This window comes from Colwellia sp. MB02u-10 (assembly GCF_014077185.1).
Lineage (GTDB): Bacteria > Pseudomonadota > Gammaproteobacteria > Enterobacterales > Alteromonadaceae > Cognaticolwellia.
Genome location: NZ_JACGVK010000104.1, coordinates 168624 through 191445 on the forward strand (window position 1 = coordinate 168624; position 22822 = coordinate 191445).

The window sequence follows — 22822 nt, forward strand, 5'->3', positions numbered from 1 at the left end:
TTAATGACGCGATAATAATACAGCCCCCCAAAACAGATCAAATTTTGGTGGGTCTAACATCTGAGGTGAATTATGATCTATGCAAATCCCGGAAGCGAAAATTCTGTAGTTACATTTAAATCAAGATATGAAAATTTTATCGGCGGTCAATGGGTTGCTCCGGTAAAAGGGAATTATTTTACCAACACGACTCCTGTGACAGGTGAAGTCATTTGTGAAATTCCACGTTCAAGTGCTGAAGATATTGAATTAGCACTTGATGCGGCTCATGCGGCAAAAGCGGCATGGGGGAAAACCTCAGTGCAAGAACGTTCAAACATCTTATTAAAAATTGCCGACCGTATTGAAGAAAACCTTGAATTAATCGCGGTAGCAGAAACATGGGATAATGGTAAACCAGTTCGTGAAACATTGAATGCTGACATCCCGTTAGCTGCTGATCATTACCGTTATTATGCGGGTTGTATCCGTGCTCAAGAAGGTACTCTTTCACAGATAGATGACGATACGGTTGCTTATCATTTCCATGAGCCTATCGGTGTTGTTGGTCAAATAATTCCCTGGAACTTTCCTATGCTAATGGCGGCATGGAAATTAGCTCCAGCACTTGCCGCAGGTAACTGTATTATTCTTAAACCTGCAGAGCAAACACCTGCAAGTATTCTGATATTTATGGAGTTGATTGCTGACTTGTTACCTGATGGTGTATTAAACATTGTTAATGGTTACGGTAAAGAAGCCGGTGAAGCACTAGCCACTAGTACCCGTATTGGTAAAATTGCTTTTACCGGTTCAACACCTGTTGGCCAGCATATATTAAAATGTGCGGCTGAAAATTTAATTCCTTCGACTGTCGAGCTTGGCGGTAAATCACCAAACATATTTTTTAGTGATATTACTCAATTTGAAGATGATTACCTTGATAAATGTGCTGAAGGTTTTGCTTTAGGTTTCTTTAACCAAGGTGAAGTATGTACCTGTCCTTCTCGTGCCCTAGTACAAGAAGATATTTTTGATGAGTTCATGGAAAAAGTACTTGAGAAAACCAAAAATATTGTTCGCGGTAATCCGCTTGATGTTAATACTATGGTTGGCGCACAAGCTTCTAAAGAACAATATGAAAAAATCCAAGGTTACCTACAAATTGGTAAAGATGAAGGTGCCGTTGTGCTTTCTGGTGGTGCTGCTGAAAATTTAGACGGCCCACTAGGTAGTGGTTACTACATCCAACCAACTATTTTAAAAGGTAATAACTCAATGAGAGTTTTCCAAGAAGAAATTTTTGGTCCGGTTATCTCTGTTACTACCTTTAAAGATGCTGAAGAAGCGTTAGCAATAGCTAATGATAGTGCCTTTGGTTTAGGTGCTGGTGTTTGGACACGTGATGCTAACCTTGCTCACCGTATGGGTCGTGGTATTGAGTCTGGTCGTGTATGGACTAACTGTTACCATTTATACCCTGCTCATGCTGCATTTGGTGGTTATAAGAAATCAGGTATTGGCCGCGAAACACATAAAATGATGCTTGATCATTACCAACAAACTAAAAACTTATTAGTGAGTTATAGCACAAGCCCATTAGGTTTCTTTTAAATAGTAACATAGCCCTTCACTTCCCCTAGAAGGGCTTTAACTCATAAGCTTTGGAGTCTAATTTGAACATAGTGACCTTATTAAGACTCCCTTTTTATTTTGTCTGCTTATTTTTTTGTATTTATTTAACACCTGCCTTTGCTTATCAAGAGTCAAACTCATTTGAAAACAGTGAAGTAACGGCTATCCCTGCAAACATAAAAGCTATTTTCCCTAGTGCTACACGTATTGGCACTGCTGACCCCGATTTAGCCATAATCCCTGTTTACCAACTTAGTCAACTACTAGGTTATGTTTTTGAATCTGACGATTTCACTAATTTCATCGGTTTTTCAGGTCAAACCATTAATCTATTAATGGGTATTGATATCAATGGCGTATTTGCCGGTTTTAAAGTACTAAATCATCATGAACCTATTTTTTTACATGGTCTTGGCGAAAAGCCTATGTTCGACTTTATCGACCAGTATGAAGGGCATTCTATCAAAGAGCGTTTTATTATTAATGCCCAAGACGAAAATACCCTAGGTATAACTAACTTTGATGGCATAACAAGAGCAACGATATCTGTTATGGTGATTAACGATACTATTATTGCCTCAGCCTTGAAAGTTGCTAGGGCTAAATTAGAAGGTTTCGCCGCCACTGCAACGGTAAAAATTAAAACAGATTTTTTTCAAAAACTCAGCTTTAAACAACTTATTGAACAAGGCCATATATCGCATTGGAAAATAAGTACCAAGCAAAGCTTAAAACTTGCTGAAGACGTCTCCAGTGAATTAGTAAGCGTTATTACTGAATTAGCCCAATCGTCTGACGCTAAAGGTAGAGACTTTATTGAGTTGTATTTTGCCTTTGTTAACATTCCTATTATCGGTAAAAACCTTTTAGGTGAAATGGAATATCAACGCTTACTTGAAAGCCTAAAGCCTGGTGAACATGCTTTAATGGTATTTAATCGTGGTACTTATTCTTATGTCAGTGAAAATTTTATTCCCCAAACAGTCCCTCCTCGCCTAAGTATTATTCAAGGCGAGTTTCCGGTAGATATTCGTGATATCGATTTTTATAGCTACTATGAACCTTCGTTCAATATGGAAATCCCGGATATTAATCAACAAAAAGTATTCAGAATCAAATCACAATCTGGCTTTGAAATAAGTAAACCCTTCGAGGTATCGCTCGCCGTCAATTATAACCAGTCATTCTTGTCTAAACAGCAATACCAATTCACCACTGATCTGGATTTACCGGAAAAATTATTTTACACGCCTGACGTTGTGATAGAAAAAAAACAACCTTTGTGGATAAGAATATGGCTCAGCCGTACAGTTGAAATAGCAGTAATCTCACTATACCTAATTATTTTATCTTTACTGTTTTTGAAACAAAAGCAACTCGCTAGCCATGTTAATGCTACCCATAGAATACGTTTTACTATGCTAATATTTACTATTTTTTACATCGGATACTACACCCAAGGACAACTTTCTGTTGTCAATATATATACCTTATTATTGTCAGTAAGTAATGGCTTTACACTTGAAGTATTTTTATTAGACCCGGTTATTTTCATCCTATGGCTATTTGTATTCATTAGTCTATTTATTTTCGGACGGGGACTCTTTTGCGGTTGGTTATGCCCTTTTGGTGCCCTTCAAGAAATGATGGGGTTATTAGCAAAAAAACTCAGTATAAGACAGATAAAAATATCACCTAAACATCATAAACAGGCACAAAAAATTAAGTACATTATTTTATTCATCTTAGTTGGCACATCATTTTATTCACTTTCTTTAGCAGAGAAGCTTGCCGAAATTGAGCCTTTTAAAACCAGTCTCACCTTAAATTTTGTTCGCTATTGGCCTTTTGTTCTCTACGCTGTTCTTTTATTATTATTAAGCTTAAAAATTCATAAGTTTTATTGTCGGTATCTTTGCCCCTTAGGAGCAGGATTAGCCATTATTGGTCGTTTTCCTTTACTGAAATGGTTAACAAGAAGAAAAGAATGTGGCAGCCCTTGTCAATTATGTCGTAACAAAAAATGTGATATTGACGCTATCAATCAAGATGGTTCAATTGATTACGGTGAATGTATACAGTGTTTAGAGTGCTTAGTTACTATTGAAAGTCCCAAATTATGTGTTGTTAATAAGTATGGTAATCGGCCTATTAAAATAAAAAAGGTATCCTAATTAACAACTTGATATAAATATGATCACATTTATATCACCAAATATTAGTTTAAACCGATAAAATAGACTTATATAGATTTAAGGCCTTTGTTAGCATATATTATTAAAAAGTATAGTTATTATAGTTATGTAGTTTACTCAAGTGTTCATTGATAACGTCACTTGCTATGTTCATTTCAAATAATAAAATGTACCTAATCAACCTGCATTGGCATATAAAAACGTTAACACTATTAGGCCGAGACATGACAAATATAAAAACAATAGTCGCTGTTAGTAAATCAATTGATCCCTTAAAAGCCAGTCAAGAAATACAACAACAATTAAATCATCCTGATATTGATTTTGTACTTTTCTACTGTTCAGCTGTCTATCAATTAGATGAATTAGCAGCCGCAATGACACTTTGCTTAAAAGGTATAGACATTGTTGGTTGTACCACTGCAGGTGAGTTCACTCGGGATGGTAGTGAACAAAAGTCAATTGTAGCTATAGGATTTTCTGGTAAATATTTTTCTATTAGTGCTATACAGATAGAATCCATGGAGGATTTTACGGTTGTTGATGCACAAAACACCATGTCTGAACTTGCTGCGCAGTGTTGCTTAAATGAACTTGCGCCAATCCAAGATAATAGTTTTCTAGTGACTTTACTCGATGGGTTATCAAGAAAAGAAGAGTTGTTCTTACAAACGTTAAATTCTGCTACTTATGGAATCCCACATTTCGGTGGCTCGGCGGGTGATGATGTTAATTTAGCCAACACCCACGTTTTTTACCAAAATAAATTTTATCAGCAAGCGGCTGTTGTCATTTTAATCAATACCAAGTGCGCCTTTGAAGTATTTAATTGCAATCATATTAAATGCCCTACCGAAAAATTAGTGGTAACAGAGGCTGATGTTGAAAATAGAACTGTGTATGAACTCAACGCTATGCCCGCGGCAGTAGAATACGCTAACTTACTCAATATCGATGTAAAGGATTTAACGCCAGAAGTGTTTTCACTCAACCCTTTAGCGGTAAAAGTAGGGGGGCAGTATTATATTCGCTCTATACAAAAGGTAAATGTAGAGGATTTAAGTTTAACTTTTTATTGCGCTATTGATGTTGGCATTGTGCTTGCTGCCGTTGAAATGGATAATATTTGTGATTCATTAAACAACAAACTAGAAAATATTACTCAACGCCTGGGTAAATCTGAGCTAGTACTTGCCTTCGATTGTTTTTTACGTCGTATTGAAATTGAACAAAAAGAATTAAATAAAGCAATAGAGTCCTTGTATGCCAAATATAACATAGCAGGCTTTAATAGTTATGGTGAACATATTAACGGTATCCACTTAAACCAAACTTTTGCAGCTGTTTTTATTGCAGAAAATGAGACCAAGGAGGATAACGTTAATGAATGATATCTGCAGTGAAATATCATTACTTGATCACATAGCACTTCTAAAAGAAGAGAATCGTAAATTAAAAAAAATTAATTATGCCTTAATGGAGCGGGTAGAAAATCATGGTAATCACTTTGCTCCTTACGATGCATTTGAAAACTCAGTCTATTTAGCTGAACAGGTAAGAGAAAAAACCCAAGAATTAAAAGTCGCCTTAGCAAATTTAAAAGGTAGTAACCGGGCCTTAATACATGCAAATGATAAAGCGAATCTATTTAAACAACGTTTTATTGATGCTATTGAAAGCATATCTGAAGCGTTTGTTTTACTCGATTCTGATGGCAGAATCATACTAAAAAACAGCACTTTTTCTTCTTTTTGGGAAAGCCTTGGTCTCTCTACTGGTGTAGGTGTGAACCTAAGAGATTTAAAAGATAGAGCAAAAAGACTTGGCATTATTCGCCATGTTCATCCTGGTGACGCCTACAATATTAACCCCGTTTATAAATTATCGAATGGTCGATGGTTTCAGTTAAATGAACGTCGCACGATGGAAGGTGGTTGGGTAATGCTTTACAGCGACATTACGGCTTTAAAAACTGCCGAGAATGACAGATACGAAAAAGGCATGGCCAACAAAACGTTATTACTGCAAAGTTTAGTTGATAACCTTTCTCAAGGTGTAGTGTTAATTAGCAGTCAGCAACAAATTGAAGTGTGGAATAAGCGCTTTGCACAAATAAGTCAACTGTCACCTATCTTACTCAAAGAGAAACCTTACTTCTCTAATATCAAAAATTTAACTGAACTTGATTTAAAGCCTAAAAAAGAACAAGCATACCATGTACAAATTTTATCGAATGGGACGGTTGTAGAAATACGAGATCATCATTTAAGTAACGGTAAAGTAGTTAAAACATTCACTGATATTACAGAAAGACATCGCTATGCAGAGTCATTACAAAAGAATGAACGTTGGTTACGTTTAATCACAGATAACGTGCCCGCTATGATTGCTTACGTGGGAGCAGATCTTAAATTTCAATTTACTAACCAAGTTTATAGGGATTGGTATGGTCATTCGGCATCAGAGCCGAATATATTAGAAGATATCCGCAGCCAAACTAACTTTGATTATAGTAAAATGCAGCCTTACGTAAATAAAGCACTTGCTGGGGAAAGTGTGAGTTTTGATTCAGAAGAAAAAAACCAAGCAGGCGAGCCTTGTTATTTATTAAAGTCTTATGTTCCCAATATTGATATTGAAGGTCAGGTACTTGGTTTTTTTGTGCTTATACGTGATATTACCAACCGAAGAAAAAATGCCTTAGCCCTACAAAAAGCACATGATTTATTAGAGATTCGCGTACAAGAGCGTACATCTGAATTACAGATAGAAATTGAAGGCCATCAACAAGCACAAATTGATTTAGTCAGAGCAATCAAAAATGCCGACAAAGCTAACATGTCTAAGACAAAATTTCTCGCCGCCGTTAGCCATGATTTATTACAACCGTTAAATGCTGCACAATTATTTAATAGCTCTATATCAGAACAAGTATTAAACACAAGTTTAGCGCCTATTGTAAATTCTGTTAACGCTTCGCTCAACGATTTAGAGAACTTAATTTGTACCTTAGTCGATATTTCCAAGCTAGATGCCGGTGTTGTTCAAGCAGATAAATCTGCTTTTAAATTGGCTGATTTACTTGATAATCTAGCCAATGAATATCAACAACAAGCAGAACAGTACGAGGTTAACTTACATTACGTATCGACCGATATAATTGTACATAGTGATAGTGTTCTATTAGCGCGCGTATTACGTAACTTTCTTTCTAATGCTTTTAGATACACTGAAAATGGCAAGGTATTACTCGGCTGTAGAAGACAAGGTGATAAGGTCTCTATTGAAGTCTGGGATAATGGTGTTGGTATTGCTAGAGAAAAAATAAACGAAATTTTTCAAGAATTTAAACGACTAAAATCATCTAAAGTCGCCTTTAGAAATGGTTTAGGTTTAGGCTTAGCTATCGTAGATAAGATAGCTAAAGTACTAGAGCATTCAATTAAAGTTGATTCAGTTCACGGCAAAGGATCAATGTTCTCGATTCAAGTACCCATAGGAAAAATTGATCAACTGCCTAGCAATAATTATATCCCTTGCCAAATATTGCAAAGTACTATTTTAGCGCAACGCATTGTTTGGGTTATCGACAATGATGCCAATATATGTGCGGGTATGGCGCGTTTACTCGGCGGATGGGATTGTACTGTTATAACGGCAATCAGCCTTGAACATTTAGAGGAACAAGTTAATATTTATCAAGATCATGCTGATATTTTAATTGTCGATTACCACTTAGATGATAATAAAACAGGCTACTCTGCCGCTAAAGCTATTAATAAGGGACGAAAATCAATAATACCGACCTTAATGATCACTGCAAACTATAGCAAGTCACTAAAAAAAGAGTTGGAAAATACGGGGATTTTATTGCTCAATAAACCCATAAAACCAATGAAGCTAAAAACATCTATGTTACATTTGTTGAGGTAAAGTCCAGAGATACTGTTCAGTATTTTATTAGTGAAATTAGTTGTAAAAGCCTCCTACCTTAGTAGGAGGATTACATCAAAAATTAAAATCAACCAATTGATTTAAAACAAGTTATAGTTAATTTGTTTTCTGTATCAAATATCCCATAACATTCCATTACTTAATTATTCGCGTTACATTGCCAGTGAACTTATAACTTAGGAAGATTAATGGCTCGCCTTATTACACTAACGATTTTGCTTTTTGCCTTGCCAGTATTAGCTGATGATATTGAAAAAATCAGTGTTATTGGGCAAACGCCCCTATCAAGCAAAATGTCTGCAGACAAAAATATTATTGGTAGCGCACAATATGTTAGCGTTAAGGATATCACCCGTGCTCAAGCGACATCACTCGCTGATCACATGAGAAATCAATTAGTTAGTGTTAATATTAGTGACGTTCAAAACAACCCTTTCCAACCTGATGTTCAATACCGTGGCTTTACTGCTTCGCCTTTATTAGGCTTACCACAAGGGATTTCTGTTTATCTGAACGGTGTAAGATTTAATGAACCCTTTGGCGATACGGTTAATTGGGATCTCATTCCTTTAGCTGCGCTTGATAGTGTTGCCTTATTTTCAGGCTCTAACCCGGTTTTCGGGCAAAACACCTTAGGCGGTGCTCTAGCACTAAAAACTAAAAATGGCTTTAGTTATACTGAAAATGAAACTGATGTTCGCTTTGGTAGTTTTGGTCAACAACAATACACAGTTCAATCAGGTGGTAACAACGGCAACTGGGGATATTACTTTATCGCTAACCGTTATACAGAAGATGGCTGGCGCGATTTTTCTCAAAGTGAATTAAAACAAGCATTAGCCTCGTTTAGTTTTCAAGACAACAATAATTATTTTGAATTATTGTTGTCTGCTAATGATAATGAGATGACAGGCAATGGTGCTGCACCTGAAGAGCTCATTGCTATTGAAGGTCGAGAAACAGTATATACCCACCCAGATAAAACAAATAACGACTATAAAACAATTAGCATTTCTAGTGATTCAACTATAAATGAACAGTTATCTTTGCAAGCCAATGCGTATTATCGCCAAAATAAAATCAATTCAATCAATGGTGATGACAGTGATTATGACGGTTGTGATTTTGGCGCTGGTGAAACCTTATGTGAAGAAGATGAAGAAGACGGCTCATTAACCATGGTTGATTTTGTCGGTTATGATGAAGGTACACTATTTAGTGATATCGCGACTATCGATCCTGATGAAGTCGATGGCACACTAAATGATGGGGATACCAAAAATACAAGTTACGGCTTTGCTAGCCAACTGGTCCATATAACAAGCTTTGACAATCACGAACAAGAAATTATTGTTGGCTTAGGAATGGATAAAGCCGATATTAACTTCAAGAGTAATACTCAATTTGGCATACTTAATAATGATTTTTCTGATGATGATCGTTCAGTTTCAGCTACCGGTTTTTTTGATAGTGAGTCGCAAGTCCGTTTAGATGTTACCACTGAACAACAATATATTTTTGCTTCTTATTCTATGGTTTTTAATCAAAGGCTGACACTAAATGTTGCTGGCCGTTACAACAACAGTCACATCATTATGAATGACCTTATCGATGACGGTGAAGGCTCACTTGATGGTGATCATAAATTTCATCGTTTTAATCCTGCTGTAGGTCTGAATTATCAACTGAATAAAGAATTTACAGCTAAGCTTAGCTATAGCGAATCATCGCGTGTTCCAAGCCCTGCTGAGTTAAGTTGCGCTGATGAAGACGACCCATGTAAATTGCCCAACGGTTTTGTTGCTGATCCACCGCTTGAACAAGTAATCGCTAAAACGCTTGAAGCATCATTACAATATAATGCTGATTCGGTATCAGCTATTGCTACTCTATTTTCAACTAAAACTATTGATGACATAATTTTTCAACAAGCGGGGTCAACCTCATCTGAAGGATATTTTGTCAATATAGATAAAATACAACGCCAAGGAGTAGAGTTAGCCTACTCTGTAGCCTTTACTGAGGTAACAGTTGGCACTAGCTATAATTACTTAAAGGCGACCTTTGAGTCACCTTTTATATCCTTTAGCCCAGTAAATCCACGTGGAGCAAATCGCCAAGTTAGCCCCGGAGATATTATCCCTGGTCAACCACAGCATCAATTAAAACTCCATGCAGATTGGCAAATCAATGAAAACATTAGCCTTGGTACAGAATTATTATATGCGTCTGATTCGTATTATCGTGGTGATGAGGCTAATGAGAATAAAATGATATCTGCATACTCATTAATCAACATCTATTCTTCTTACCAAATGACCAAGCGACTTAGATTATCAGCAAAAGTGGATAATCTATTTGATCATCAATATGATACTTTTGGTACTTATGGCGAAGCTGATGAAGTATTAGCCGATTTTTACCCTGATATTGAATCGCCTTATTTTGTTGGGCCCGCTAGACCAAGATCTTACTCTGTAAACGTTAATTATAAGTTCTGACAATAAAAAGCTATTTGCACTATAGGCAAATATATTTTTTCTTTTAATATTTTAGGTGTTGTTGATGTATATACCCGCTGCTCGATTATTACTCATTATTACCCTTTGCATTAGTTGCGTAAAAATTAATGCAGACACGTATAAAAATTTACCAAACGTTAGTGTTGGGGTATTAAAATATGGCACAGTTAATTGGGAAATGGCTGTAATAAAGCATTATCAATTAGATAAAAAATATAACTTCAATTTACAAGTAATGCCGCTAAGTAATAAAAATGCCTCTGCAGTGGCGCTACAAAGCAAAGCGGTTGATATTATTCTAAGTGATTGGTTATGGGTAAATCGCCAACGTTTTAATAATAAAAATTATACCTTAGTTGCTACATCAATTGCCTCGGGTGGTTTGTATGTGAATGGTAAATCTAGTGCAAAATCACTACACGACCTTACTCAAGCTAAAATTGGGATTGCTGGCGGTTCAGTAGATAAAAATTGGTTATTATTACAAGCCTATGCACAAAAAAAATATCAGCTAAATATTAAAGACAAAGCTGAGATAGTGTTCGCAACACCACCATTATTAAACCGTTTAATGCAACGTAATGAGCTAGATGCGGCAATAAACTTTTGGCATTACAGCGCTAGACTGAGTGCTAATGGCTACAGGTTGTTGGTGAGTGTGCCACAAATGTTAGCTGAGTTAGGCATAACCAATAACGTGCCTTTGTTGGGCTGGGTATTTGAACAAGAATGGGCTATTAAGAACAACCAAAAACTCACTGGTTTTCTGCAAGCGTCTAATGAAGCTAAACAAATATTACTTTTGTGTGATGATGAATGGCAACGTATTCGCCCCTTAACAAAAGCAGAAAATGATAATGTCTTTATTGCGTTAAAAAATGAATATAGAACTAGATTACTACATAAATTCGGTACAGAAGAAATGAAAGCAAGTAAGCAAGTCTTCACTATTTTAGCAGAGCAAGGAGGCCGAAATTTAGTGGGTAAAGCAACATCATTGGCAGAGGGAACATTTTGGCAAACAGCTAAAAGCAATCCATCCTTCTCCAAAAAAGTGGCACAAAACACAACAAAGCACTCAGTCACATGCCCGATAAAATAGGATCATAGACCATTAACCAACATGCCAACGAGCCCGCACTAACAAGTCGATTATTTACCTTGTTAGTGTCTGTATTGACATCACCAGTATATGGCCGATTATTAATGTTAATAATCATCGCTAGCGCTTGGCAAAGTATCGCTTGGTTCGTTGATAGCTCAGATTTTCCGTCATTATTCATTGTATTAGAAAGCTTTATTTATCATTTTTTTCAAGGTGATATGTTGGTTAATCTCAGTGTAACCCTAAGTCGCGTATTGATCAGTTTTATCATAGCTATGGTCTTAGGTGTCATAATTGGTATTTTAATGGGCATAAGTAAACGCCTTAATCAATTGTCAGACACCTTACTCATAATCATCCTTAACATCCCTGCTCTAGTGACTATTTTACTGTGCTACATTTGGTTCGGCTTAGTGGAATCAGCAGCAATTATGGCTGTTGTCATTAATAAAGTACCTACTGTTGTTGTGATGATAAGAGAAGGTGCCCGTGTGGTAGATGAAGATTTACTCAATGTTGCTAAAGTGTATAAATTATCATTAAGTAAAACCTTTTTTAAGGTATTTTTACCGCAACTTTACCCTTACATTATGGCTTCAGCACGTGCGGGCTTGTCTTTAATATGGAAAATTGTCTTGGTGGTTGAACTTCTTGGAAGAAGTGACGGTGTCGGGTTTGCATTAAACACCTTATTTCAGTTTTTTGATATTGCAGGAATTCTTGCTTATACCTTTGCTTTTATTTCAATTGTGTTAGTTATCGAAAACCTAATTTTCAGACCACTGGATAAGTTAATTGCTAGGGGAGTTCATCATGATAGAACTTGATATTGCCATTAAAGATAAGTACTACGCGAATAGCCCTTCTATGGTATTAAAAGATATACAGTTTAGCGTTAAACCAGGGGAATTTATTGCCATCATTGGCCCTTCTGGCTCGGGGAAAACCACATTACTAAATATGCTTTCTGGGCTTGAAGATGCCACAGGACAAAAACTATTATGGAACGCAAAAGCACTTAATGACTGTAAAGAATATCAACTAGGTTACGTATTTCAACAACCAAGATTAATGCCTTGGTTAACGGTTAACGAAAACATACAGTTAGTGTTACCTACAGTACAAGAGCAAAAAATTGAGACCTTGTTAACGCAAGTTGGCTTAGCAGGTAAAGGTGACTATTATCCCAAACAATTATCTGGCGGCATGCAACGACGAGTAGCTATTGCAAGAGCTTTTGCTGTTAACCCTGAGCTAATTTTGCTTGATGAGCCATTTAACTCTCTTGATGCGCCAACAGCAGCTAAACTCAGGCTATTACTGGTAAATCTATGTAAAAGTTGTGGTAGTACGGTTATTTTTGTTACTCATGATTTAAGTGAGGCGATTAACTTAGCTGATCGTATTATTTTTATGAGCAACTCACCCAGTTCAATCATTCATCAAGTCACTGTTGATTTACCTAAGCCGAGAAAAGGCTCAGGTAATATTGAGCTTGCTTGGCAAGCAAAATTGATGAATCAGTACCCTCAAATACTCTCTGGCAGTCTCTGTAGCGATTAAAAAAAGACGCTTTATCGTCCTTCACCTGCTTTTACCCTCCTTAAGTAGTAAACGATCGAAGTAAGACTAAGGAATGTTTTTTTTCAACATCATTACCAGTAGTCCTTACTCATAGAGTTTTTTATTATTGCTGTAATTACAATAAAACATCATATAAAACGATGTAATTACAATAAAACCTAAAAAACATAAAGGAAATAAAACATGACTACGAAATTTAAATTAGCTGCAATCGCCCTAGCCTGTACCTCAGCGTTTAATGCAAGTGCCGCGGTTGAACTTTATAACAATGATGATGGAATGACGTTTACTGCCGATGGTTTAGTTAACATATTTTATTCTAGCAGTGATAGTGACCAAACTGATGCTGAAGGCGTAGAGACAAACAGTAAACAATCACGTGTACGAACAGGCTTTTTACCAAGCTATATTGGTTTAAATTCGTCTAACCAAGTGGGTGATTTTAAAGTAGCTACGCGTTCTTCATTTTGGGTTTCTCTAAGTGATACAGACAATAGTCGTGATGAATCTCCTGGTGATTTAGGTACGGGAACATTAATTGATGTTCGTCAATTTTATGCTACGGTAAGCGGTGATTTTGGTGAAGTATTAATTGGTAAAGATTTTGGTCTATTTAACCGTTCTAATATTTTTGGCGATGAACTACTCATTGGTCATGGTCAAACATCTAACACTCTCGGTTTAGTTGAAGGCAATAATGTCTCTTTTGGTAATATTTCTACCGGTTACACCTATGCTTTTCCAAAAGCACAAATCACCTATAGATCACCTGATATGAGCGGCTTTAAATTAGCGGCTGGTATTATGGACCCTAATAAAGTATCTAAAACTTCAAATGAAGAAACACCACGTTTTGAAGCTGAATTAACATACAACACGACAATTGATGATGGTTCATTAACCGCTTGGGTTAACGGTATGTCACAAACAAGTGAATTAGCGGGTGTTGATTATGACTCATCAGGTGTTGGTTACGGCGCTAACATTAAATTTTCAGGATTATCATTAACAGCTTCTGGTTTTAGCGCTGAAGGTGTAGGACATGTTGCAGGTTTAGATACTTTTGTTGGAGCTGACACTAATGAGACTGATGGTCATCTAGTACAAGCCTCATACACTATGGGTGATAACCGTTTTGTCTTATCTTACGGCGAATCTACAGTAGATGACGGTACAACAGAGACAGAAAGTAGCAATACCAATGTTTCTTATTTCAGAACAGTGATTCCTGGAGTAACTGTGGTAGCTGAATTGAATAAAACTGAAATAGATAATAACCAGACTACAGTTGCAGAAGAGAATAATGTTTTCTCAATTGGTGCAGTGGTAACCTTCTAATTTATAACTTTATAGCCTTATAGCCTGTCATAAGGAGCAGAAAATTCATTTCTGCTCCTTATCAATTAGCCACATCAATTAGCCACATTAAAATAATATAACAAATAGAGTTTAAAATTGATTGTTTTATAACTTAAAGATGAGATTCTTACGACTAAGGGATGATTAAATAGTTAAATTCTCTCTGGTAGAGTATAAAGGTGTATTTATTCAACAGGCAACACCATGTATAAAATTTTAGTCGCTGATGACCATCCTTTATTTAGGGATGCTGTTATAAATATTATTTCTCAAACTTTCCCTGAGTCTGAAATTTTTGAATCCAAAGACATTGAGTCAACGCTCGCTTTAGCGCAAGAAACTAATGATATCGATCTTATTCTGCTAGATTTGAACATGCCTGGCATGTCAGGCCTTGCCGGTTTACTTGATTTACGAAATCAATATCCAACAATTCCAGTCGTTATTATTTCAGCAGAAACTGAAAAACAAGTAATATTGCAAACTATTGCTTATGGAGCTGTTGGCTTTATTGCAAAGTCATCCGCGAAAGGTGTCATTGGTGACGCTCTTAAGAGTATTTTTGAAGGTAATGTTTATTTACCGGCAGATATTATGCGTTCACAAACAACAGTTAACACATCAAAAGAATTCGAAGTGTTACCAGAAAAAATGTTTTTATTAACACGTAGAGAATTAATGGTGTTAAAACACTTAACCAAAGGGGAAGCAAATAAACAAATTGCTTTTAACTTAAATATTTCTGAAACTACGGTAAAATCACATGTTTCTTCTATTTTGAAAAAGTTAGGCGCATCAAATCGTGTGAAAGTTGTTGTCGGTTGTAGCAATATAGATTTTAATCAATATTTAAAACGTTAATATTTAAAACGTTTTAAATATATGTTTTACTTAAGTATATATTTTACTTAAATAAAATCGTAAATTTTTATAACGGCATCTTACAGGTTTCAGTATTAACATCCATTATTATCAAAAAAACTATATATGACTTCAATTCAAACTCAATTAGAGAATAGTAATTCATTTATAAAAATATATGAACTTGAGTGTATGCGGTAAATAGAGTCTACACTGACCGGGTCAACCAAATTCAGTCACCCTAATTAAACAACCATTTTTAATGCTTTACCTACTAACTAAAAATTATTTAGGCTTTGGAAATCCAAATGAAAATGAAGCCTATGCTTGTTGCACCACATGGTTATGTAATTCAATATATCTTACTGCACGTCATACCTGTTTCATAGTGTAGCTAGTGCACAGGTTCTTACTTTAGTAAGCATGGCCGATTAGATTACTCTACAGGAACACCAAATTTTTTAACCCAAGGTTTTACTATCTCCAAATCCCCCCCAAAAAAACTCCCAAGCAAGGTATTAAAGAACTAGAACAACAACTGGTAGACAGTCAACTCAAAGCGCAATTTTTTGAGGCTGTCGTTAATGTCATTGAAAGTGACTACGGGGTACACCTAACAAAAAAGCACAAAGAGAAGTTATCAAACAAAAACATATAATACCTTAACAATTACAAAGGCTTGCTATTTTATTGGTATCACACGCCAAGCTTATGATGAACAATGTATACGCAGGCACTGAGAACGAGAATGCCAATGACGAGTCAGAAAAGAGCAAATCTTAGCTATAGCTAAGTTATTTAAGCTTCAGATGAATTCGTGGAATTTGATACCGTATTGAAATATATGTCGAGAAGATTGATGACGCCAAAGGCGCCATCATAGATAAATGTAATTCGATCCGCTGGCTTTAAGAAAGTGCAGATTTTGCTGCAGCCAACTCGGTTTGGCTGTTGGCAGTGAGTAAATCACCATCAGAGGATTCAAGATGCGCACGAATGAACCATTGGAACTGCTCAAGATCAGTCAACTGACCAATTAGCATGTCTTCCGATACCGGATCAAGTTCTGCCATTTCACCCATTGCTTTGCGATGATCACTGTTTATCCCGTTATACACTAAATCAAGTGCGGCCAAATGCTCGATGACCAATGCTTTGCCTAGCGAGTAGTCATGCCAAGTGCGACGGTCAGCAATAGATTGCGGAGTTCCTACCGGTGATCCGCCCAAAGTAGCTATTCGTTCTGCGATGGTGTCGGTCATCTCACGCACAGCTTCTACTTGAGGGTCTAGCATTTCATGAACGCCGATGAAATTGGGGCCAACAACGTTCCAATGAACGTGCTTTAGCGTAAGGGCCAAATCGATCAGTGCTACCATACGGTTGTCTAAAGTGGATATTGCTCGGTTAGCAGACGTTTCATCCATACCTGGCACTGTGAATTTAGTTGATTTTTGCTGATTTCTTTGATTACTTATAGTCATTGTTTCTCCTATATGCTTCAACATAACCGGAGAGGTATACCTTGCCAAAAATGGCATAAAGCGCCTCTCCCTGACCCATTCACACTATCAAATGCGCAAACCCTTTGTCAAACAACAGAAAGCGTCTTGGGTATCATGAGTGAAACATTTATGATGTCTGCAAAAAAGTATTACCTGCATCGATACCGGCACGATAATCATGCTGTAAATCCATATCCGAACTGCCTAAGCTTTTACTTCGAAGAGGGTCTTTAGCAAAAATTTGAATGAGCTCGACACCGTCAGGAGGGTCAGCGATAAAGGCAAGCTCTTGGCGATAGGCTTGCTCATGCTGAACCAAGTAATCAATGGTTTTTGGGCAATGTCCAGACGAGTAAATCCATGACTTTAGTTTTTTTAGCCAAGCCGACTGAGCATGAAGATCAGCATTAACAGTACGAATAATAACTATTTTTCGAGCACCGCGGCGATAGGCTTCACGCACGGGTAACGGCTCAGCTAGGCCACCGTCAAGGTAATAATCAGCTTGACGTGCTTGTGCCTTATTAAACGAACGAGCATTTAACCTAGGCGTAAGTTTAACTCCTTCTTTATATAAAAAAGGTAATGCGCTCGAGGCTTTGAGCAATTTTCGCCAATGATTACTATTGCCGTTTGGGCGCAAAAAATAACCTTGCCTATCACGTGAATTTGTTGCGGTGATCAATAATTCTCGTTTTCCCAATGATTTCTTTGCCGCCGTAAAGTCTAAGGCAAATCTACCTTGAATGGTGTTATCAAAGTACCAATCCAAATCCACAACATTGCCCCCGACTAATCCACGGCCTAGCTTATAAAAACGCTTTTGACGCGATAAACCACGGATTAATTTTTTGGCATAGCCTTTTTCACGAGATAAAAAGCTTGTGATATTTTGCGAGCCCGATGACGTCCCTATAAATAAATCGAAAGGATCAAAGTCATTCTCTAACCAGGCATCTAAAACACCTGCAGTGAATATTCCTCGTTGACCGCCACCTTCAGCAATCAGGGCTATTTTTACACTCAAATCAATTCGCCTTTTTATTGTTGATCTTACACTTTGTTGTTCGTGAAGATAACTCCCCGAGCACCCTTTGTGGCTCAGACAAATGCAATCTAAAGCAGAAAACTTCTAACATGAGTTAAAGGTCAATTTTTTATTAATATATAAAGGCTATCACAATTCAATAAAAAACCATTAAACCTTTGAATTAACTAAATAAAAAAAATCAACTTAACATAGGTTAAGGTCGTTAAAGTCTAAAAGTAAGCTCCAACAATAGGTAGATGTGTCATTACAAACCCAATTAAACTATACACTTAACAAGTAAAAGCGTCTAACTGGAAGTCCATTCTAGCCGACAAACCACTTTGACTGAGTTTGTTTAATATTGCTTATTTAAACTTGCTTGAGTACCTTTGATAATTCACCAACGTTAACTTACCCCACCCTGTTTATTTATAAAATAATTGAGGCAACCACTATCCTGATACAAGGGGGGGTTTACATTCAGAACTCATGTTCCATACTGCCATAGTGTTAAATTTTTAATAGACTATGGAGTTATGATGAAGACAACAGGATATGCAGCAAAAAGCCAAGGCTCTCAACTCACTGAGTTTTCTTTCGAGCGCCGCGATTTACGCGATAACGATGTAGAAATTGAAATTCTTTACTGCGGTGTGTGCCATACAGATTTACACGCCGTACGAAACGATTGGGGCGGCAGCAAATACCCTCTAGTACCTGGACACGAAATTGTCGGTAAAGTAATGTCGGTAGGTAGCGACGTTACAAAATATAAGCAGGGCGATACAGTCGCTGTTGGTTGTATGGTGGACTCATGTAAAAGCTGTGACCAATGCGATAACCACGAAGAACAACTGTGTCGCGAGGGTATGGTTGGAACCTACTCGGGTAAAGACAGAATAAGTGGAGAAATGACCCAAGGCGGTTATTCAAAACATGTTGTTGTGCGTGAAGAGTTTGTCCTCTCCGTTCCTGAAAGTTTAGAGCTATCACGCGTTGCACCACTCTTATGTGCTGGTATTACTACGTATTCTCCACTACACAAATGGGACGTTAAAGAAGGCAGCCGTGTTGCAGTCGTTGGCTTAGGCGGACTTGGCCATATGGCAGTTAAAAACGCTGTCGCTATGGGAGCAACCGTCACCGTCATTGGCCGTAGTGAGTCTAAAAAAGATGATGCGATAAACTTAGGCGCACAACATTACTTAGTGTCAACAAACGATGATGAAATGGAAGGTTCGAAGTCTGCATTTGATATCATCATTGATACCGTCCCTGTAAAACATGATTTATCAATTTACACACCACTACTCGATATAGACGGGACGCTTGTTATTGTTGGACAAATAGGTCCAGTTGACGAAGTTAACACGGTACCATTATTAATGGGTCGTCGTCGTATTGCGGGCTCATTAATTGGTGGCATTAAAGAAACTCAGCAAATGCTTGATTTTTGTGGTGAAAATAACGTATTGCCCGAGTGTGAAATGATCAATATTGACGAAATTAATACCGCATACGAGCGAATGGAACGCTCTGATGTTCGCTATCGTTTTGTTATTGATATGGCGTCGTTAAGCGCATAATTATTTAATGAGTAATTAATAACTAAAACCAGCACTGTAAGCAGAGCTGGTTTTTTTTGCCGCGCCGATTGCATAGTTTTCATGACATTTTAAAACAGCGACAGACAAGTAAAGTTATATTAGAAATAAATCAACAACCACTTAAAAGCGCTCTCATAATGTTAGTGTGAGTTTCAAACTTTAATGTCTTATCGCAAACATTAACAGCCAGTTTCATACATTAATATGCTCGCACATTTTCCTGACTCTAAGACAACATAAATGGCGCCGTTAGACTGGTCTTCGATTTTGCTACTTGTGCTGGTGGTCCTTGTGCGACAACTAATCCACCTTCATCACCAGCGCCAGGTCCAATGTCGATAACCCAATCGCTGCTGCTAGCAACCTGCATATCGTGCTCGACCATAATAACGGTGTTACCTGAGTCAACCAATCCATTTAATTGCAGCATTAACATCGACACATCTTCTTGATGCAGGCCCGTAGTGGGTTCATCGAGCACATAAAGCGTATCGCCGCGCTGTGACCGCTGCAATTCTGTTGCAAGTTTAACCCGCTGAGCTTCACCTCCCGACAGTTCTGTGGCAGGCTGACCAAGTCTGAGGTAGCCTAGCCCAACCTGCAGCAACGCATCTAGTGCCCGCACTACTGAAGGTTCATTTTCAAAGAATTCGCGCGCAGTCTCTACCGTCAAAGCAAGGACTTCGGCGATGTTTTTGTCGCGATATGTTACCTCAAGTGTCTTGTCGTTATAACGCTGGCCTCGACACACTGAACAAGGGGAGTAGACACTAGGGAGAAATAACAATTCCACACTAACAAATCCCACGCCTTCACAATTCGAGCAGCGTCCCTTAGCAATGTTGAAAGAAAAACGACCAGCGTCGTAACCGCGTGCTTTCGATTTTCGAGTCGAGGCAAATAACTTGCGCACATGATCAAACAGGCCGGTGTAGGTCGCAAGGTTTGATCGCGGAGTGCGACCAATTGGCTTCTGATCAACGCTGACTAATCGTCGCACCAGCTCCATGCCCGCAACGATCTGTCCGCTGGTTGATGTTTCTAACTCTCGTTCAAGTAAGGCCGTCTCGCCACTGGGCACCTCAACGGTCTTTTTTTGACCCAGCGCATCGTAAACCAGTTCGACAAGTGCCTGACTCACTAGACTAGATTTACCCGAACCTGAAATGCCAGTAACAGTTGACATAACACCGAGAGGGAACTCAATATTTAGCCCCTGAAGATTGTTTCGTTCAACCCCTTCTAACTTCAACCATGCTGTAGGCTTTCTTGGCAACTGTTTCGCGCTAGCAAGGGGTGAGAAAAGATGGTGACTGGTATGTGATCCTGTCACTGCACGCAAACCTTCTAACGGTCCGTTGTAAATCACTTCGCCACCGTGGTTGCCCGCGTTCGGGCCAATGTCTACAATCCAGTCAGCATGTTGAATAACGCTGACATCGTGCTCAACCACGAATAAGGAGTTGCCAGCTCGAATCAGTTCATCCAATGCCCCTAACAAGGATTGAGTATCGGCTGGGTGCAGACCTGCCGAAGGTTCATCTAATACATAAACGACGCCAAACAGCTGTGAACGGATCTGTGTTGCCAAGCGCAAGCGCTGTAGTTCTCCCCCTGACAAGGTTGGTGTGCTGCGCTCCAAAGACAGATAGCCCAAACCAAGCGTTGTGAGCGCTTCAACGCGAACCAAAATATCTCGGGTAATTCGCTGAACAACAATGTTTTTTTCTTGATGCGGGTCACTGTTTTTTGAGGCTTTATTGGCAGCATAGCGCAAGCGTTTAGCTAGCTCATTTAAAGTTAAGCGCGACAGTTCACCAATATCAAGTCCAGCAAATTTAACCCTTAAAGACTCTCGTTTTAATTTCTTTCCCTTACAGTCTGGGCATTGAGAAATATGCATGAATTGGGAAACACGTTTTTTAGTTCTTAGACTTTGGGTGGTCGCAAAGGAGTGCATAATAAAGTTTTTAGCGCTCGCAAACGTGCCCATATAATGAGGCTTTTCATCTTTATCAATCGCCTCTAACGTTTGTGCAAAATCATATTCGGGGTAAACCGGCACGGTGGGTGTTTCTTCAGTAAACAGGATCCAGTCACGCGTCTTCTTCGGTAGCATCTTCCACGGTTTATCAATGTCGTGTCCAAGAGAAACCAGTATGCGGCTAAGGTTCTTACCTTGCCACGCAGGTGGCCATGCTGCAATGGCACCCTCTCTAATCGTCTTAGTATCATCAGGAACAAGCATCTTTTCTGTGACTTCAAAAACTCGCCCAATGCCATGACATTTGGGGCAAGCACCTTCTGGTGTGTTTGCAGAAAAAGAATCTGCATACAGTATTTTTTGCCCTTGCGGATACTGCCCAGCACGAGAATAAAGCATGCGTAATGCATTGGAAATTGTTGTCACACTCCCTACAGAAGAGCGAACAGAGGGCGTGCCTCTTTGCTGCTGCAGTGCGACCGCTGGTGGCAGACCGTCGATTGAGTCTACGTCTGGTTCATCTACTTGATCGATTAATCGGCGAGCAAAAGGAGAGACTGAATCAAGATAGCGGCGCTGTGATTCTGCAAACAGAGTCCCGAAAGCAAGTGAAGACTTTCCAGAACCAGAGATGCCCGTAAATACAACGAGTGCGTTACGAGGTAAGTCTATATTGATATTTTTCAGGTTGTGAACGCGAGCTCCGCGCACTTGAACACAGTGTTCAGCATCACAAGGGACGCTATTTACTTTCTTTGGGGCGATAGTTGATCCTCCTTTAGCTTTACTCATTTAAACTTTTACTTCTTTTTGTTGCGTCACGTTGTCTAAGTAATAGTGCCATGACCCATACTGATGGGGCCCAACCTATTCTAACTAACACAGCACATAAAACAGTGTTATTTTGTATTCCGCTAATTAATAAATGGAACGCTTAAAAAACTAAAATCTTGAAAGCAATTCATATTAAAATAACTTTTACCACTTTATCTATTGTTCTTTTTAAATTATGAATTATGTGAAATCCGTTGATTCATAGACGAAAATAACCGATTTTGTCTCACTCAAGAATGTAAAAGAGAGGTAAATATAGAAAATGAATCATATATTTTCATTTTATGAAAAATGACGTTTTATTCTACCTATAGATAAACTGAGTCCTAGTTCTTCACAAACGCTTTAGCAGTAACACCATATTCGTAAGCTTTGAGTAACGCCATACGATTAAGCTCAACAGAGTATCTTTGATAGCTTTTACCTTTTGTCATAAAACATCTCCTGATGTATCCGTACAACGATTATTGTCTGTCCACGAAAGTGGGATAAGACGACTGAGTTCCAAAGATTAATTTGTCTCATTTATTGTCCATAAGCTTTGATTTTATCAGTTTGAAACTTTAAGCGATTTTACAAAATTATAGGCACCATAATAGGTACGATAATAGATACGATAAATTAAGGGTTGCAAGACGTTTCAGCTTCAAAAATTGATACATCCTCAC

General features: G+C 38.0%; 14 protein-coding genes. 11 read left to right on the plus strand and 3 right to left on the minus strand.

The window, feature by feature from the left end:
* Positions 1-72: 72 nt before the first annotated feature.
* From H4J59_RS04870 to H4J59_RS04915, 10 genes are all read left to right on the plus strand, one after another.
* Positions 73-1593, plus strand: a complete 1521-nt coding sequence (locus H4J59_RS04870; RefSeq protein ID WP_182237286.1) for an aldehyde dehydrogenase family protein — start codon at positions 73-75, stop codon at positions 1591-1593.
* A gap of 119 nt (positions 1594-1712) precedes the next feature.
* Positions 1713-3788: a 4Fe-4S binding protein gene (locus tag H4J59_RS04875; RefSeq protein ID WP_182237568.1), complete on the plus strand. Its 2076-nt coding sequence runs from the start codon at positions 1713-1715 to the stop codon at positions 3786-3788.
* A 245-nt stretch (positions 3789-4033) separates the two neighbouring features.
* Positions 4034-5200 carry a nitric oxide-sensing protein NosP gene (gene nosP, locus H4J59_RS04880; protein ID WP_182237288.1) on the plus strand — a complete coding sequence of 389 codons (1167 nt, stop codon included), beginning with the start codon at positions 4034-4036 and terminating at the stop codon, positions 5198-5200.
* Complete coding sequence (locus tag H4J59_RS04885) at positions 5193-7742, plus strand: PAS domain-containing hybrid sensor histidine kinase/response regulator (protein WP_182237290.1); 2550 nt, start codon at positions 5193-5195, stop codon at positions 7740-7742. The genes nosP and H4J59_RS04885 overlap by 8 nt, the downstream gene beginning before the upstream one ends.
* A gap of 209 nt (positions 7743-7951) precedes the next feature.
* Positions 7952-10264 (plus strand): TonB-dependent receptor, encoded by a 2313-nt coding sequence (locus tag H4J59_RS04890; protein ID WP_182237292.1) that lies wholly within the window; start codon positions 7952-7954, stop codon positions 10262-10264.
* Positions 10265-10328: 64 nt separating this feature from the next.
* Positions 10329-11387, plus strand: coding sequence for an ABC transporter substrate-binding protein (locus H4J59_RS04895; RefSeq protein WP_182237294.1), 1059 nt, complete (start codon positions 10329-10331; stop codon positions 11385-11387).
* Between the two features lie 104 nt (positions 11388-11491).
* Complete coding sequence (locus H4J59_RS04900; protein ID WP_182189105.1) at positions 11492-12217, plus strand: ABC transporter permease; 726 nt, start codon at positions 11492-11494, stop codon at positions 12215-12217.
* On the plus strand, positions 12204-12953 hold the full coding sequence (locus H4J59_RS04905; protein WP_182237296.1) for an ABC transporter ATP-binding protein: 750 nt from the start codon (positions 12204-12206) through the stop codon (positions 12951-12953). Before H4J59_RS04900 ends, H4J59_RS04905 begins: the two co-directional genes overlap by 14 nt.
* Positions 12954-13157: 204 nt before the next feature.
* Positions 13158-14312 (plus strand): porin, encoded by a 1155-nt coding sequence (locus H4J59_RS04910; protein ID WP_182237298.1) that lies wholly within the window; start codon positions 13158-13160, stop codon positions 14310-14312.
* A gap of 225 nt (positions 14313-14537) precedes the next feature.
* Entirely contained in the window at positions 14538-15194 is a 657-nt protein-coding gene (locus H4J59_RS04915; protein ID WP_182189108.1) for a response regulator transcription factor, read from the plus strand.
* A 908-nt stretch (positions 15195-16102) separates the two neighbouring features.
* Here the strand turns inward: H4J59_RS04915 and dps are convergent.
* Together dps and H4J59_RS04925 are read right to left on the minus strand one after the other, a co-directional pair.
* Positions 16103-16678: a DNA starvation/stationary phase protection protein Dps gene (gene dps / locus H4J59_RS04920; RefSeq protein WP_182237300.1), complete on the minus strand. Its 576-nt coding sequence runs from the start codon at positions 16676-16678 to the stop codon at positions 16103-16105.
* A gap of 148 nt (positions 16679-16826) precedes the next feature.
* The gene (locus tag H4J59_RS04925; RefSeq protein ID WP_182237570.1) at positions 16827-17744 is read right to left on the minus strand and encodes a patatin family protein; all 918 of its coding nucleotides are present in this window, start codon (positions 17742-17744) and stop codon (positions 16827-16829) included.
* Between the two features lie 524 nt (positions 17745-18268).
* On the opposite strand from H4J59_RS04925, the gene H4J59_RS04930 reads away from it, so the two are divergent.
* On the plus strand, positions 18269-19315 hold the full coding sequence (locus H4J59_RS04930) for an NAD(P)-dependent alcohol dehydrogenase (RefSeq protein ID WP_182237302.1): 1047 nt from the start codon (positions 18269-18271) through the stop codon (positions 19313-19315).
* A gap of 247 nt (positions 19316-19562) precedes the next feature.
* Here H4J59_RS04930 and H4J59_RS04935 read toward each other — a convergent pair whose 3' ends face one another.
* Positions 19563-22112 carry an excinuclease ABC subunit UvrA gene (locus H4J59_RS04935; protein WP_182237304.1) on the minus strand — a complete coding sequence of 850 codons (2550 nt, stop codon included), beginning with the start codon at positions 22110-22112 and terminating at the stop codon, positions 19563-19565.
* Between the last annotated feature and the right edge of the window lie 710 nt (positions 22113-22822).

Bases quoted from the DNA above. Each gene is read 5' to 3' on its own strand.
- nosP (WP_182237288.1), top strand. From the start codon at position 4,034: ATGACAAATATAAAAACAATAGTCGCTGTTAGTAAATCAATTGATCCC.
- H4J59_RS04895 (WP_182237294.1), top strand. From the start codon at position 10,329: ATGTATATACCCGCTGCTCGATTATTACTCATTATTACCCTTTGCATT.
- dps (WP_182237300.1), bottom strand. From the start codon at position 16,678: ATGACTATAAGTAATCAAAGAAATCAGCAAAAATCAACTAAATTCACA.
- H4J59_RS04935 (WP_182237304.1), bottom strand. From the start codon at position 22,112: ATGAGTAAAGCTAAAGGAGGATCAACTATCGCCCCAAAGAAAGTAAAT.
- H4J59_RS04900 (WP_182189105.1), top strand. From the start codon at position 11,492: ATGTTAATAATCATCGCTAGCGCTTGGCAAAGTATCGCTTGGTTCGTT.
- H4J59_RS04870 (WP_182237286.1), top strand. From the start codon at position 73: ATGATCTATGCAAATCCCGGAAGCGAAAATTCTGTAGTTACATTTAAA.
- H4J59_RS04915 (WP_182189108.1), top strand. From the start codon at position 14,538: ATGTATAAAATTTTAGTCGCTGATGACCATCCTTTATTTAGGGATGCT.
- H4J59_RS04905 (WP_182237296.1), top strand. From the start codon at position 12,204: ATGATAGAACTTGATATTGCCATTAAAGATAAGTACTACGCGAATAGC.
- H4J59_RS04930 (WP_182237302.1), top strand. From the start codon at position 18,269: ATGAAGACAACAGGATATGCAGCAAAAAGCCAAGGCTCTCAACTCACT.
- H4J59_RS04885 (WP_182237290.1), top strand. From the start codon at position 5,193: ATGAATGATATCTGCAGTGAAATATCATTACTTGATCACATAGCACTT.
- H4J59_RS04910 (WP_182237298.1), top strand. From the start codon at position 13,158: ATGACTACGAAATTTAAATTAGCTGCAATCGCCCTAGCCTGTACCTCA.
- H4J59_RS04890 (WP_182237292.1), top strand. From the start codon at position 7,952: ATGGCTCGCCTTATTACACTAACGATTTTGCTTTTTGCCTTGCCAGTA.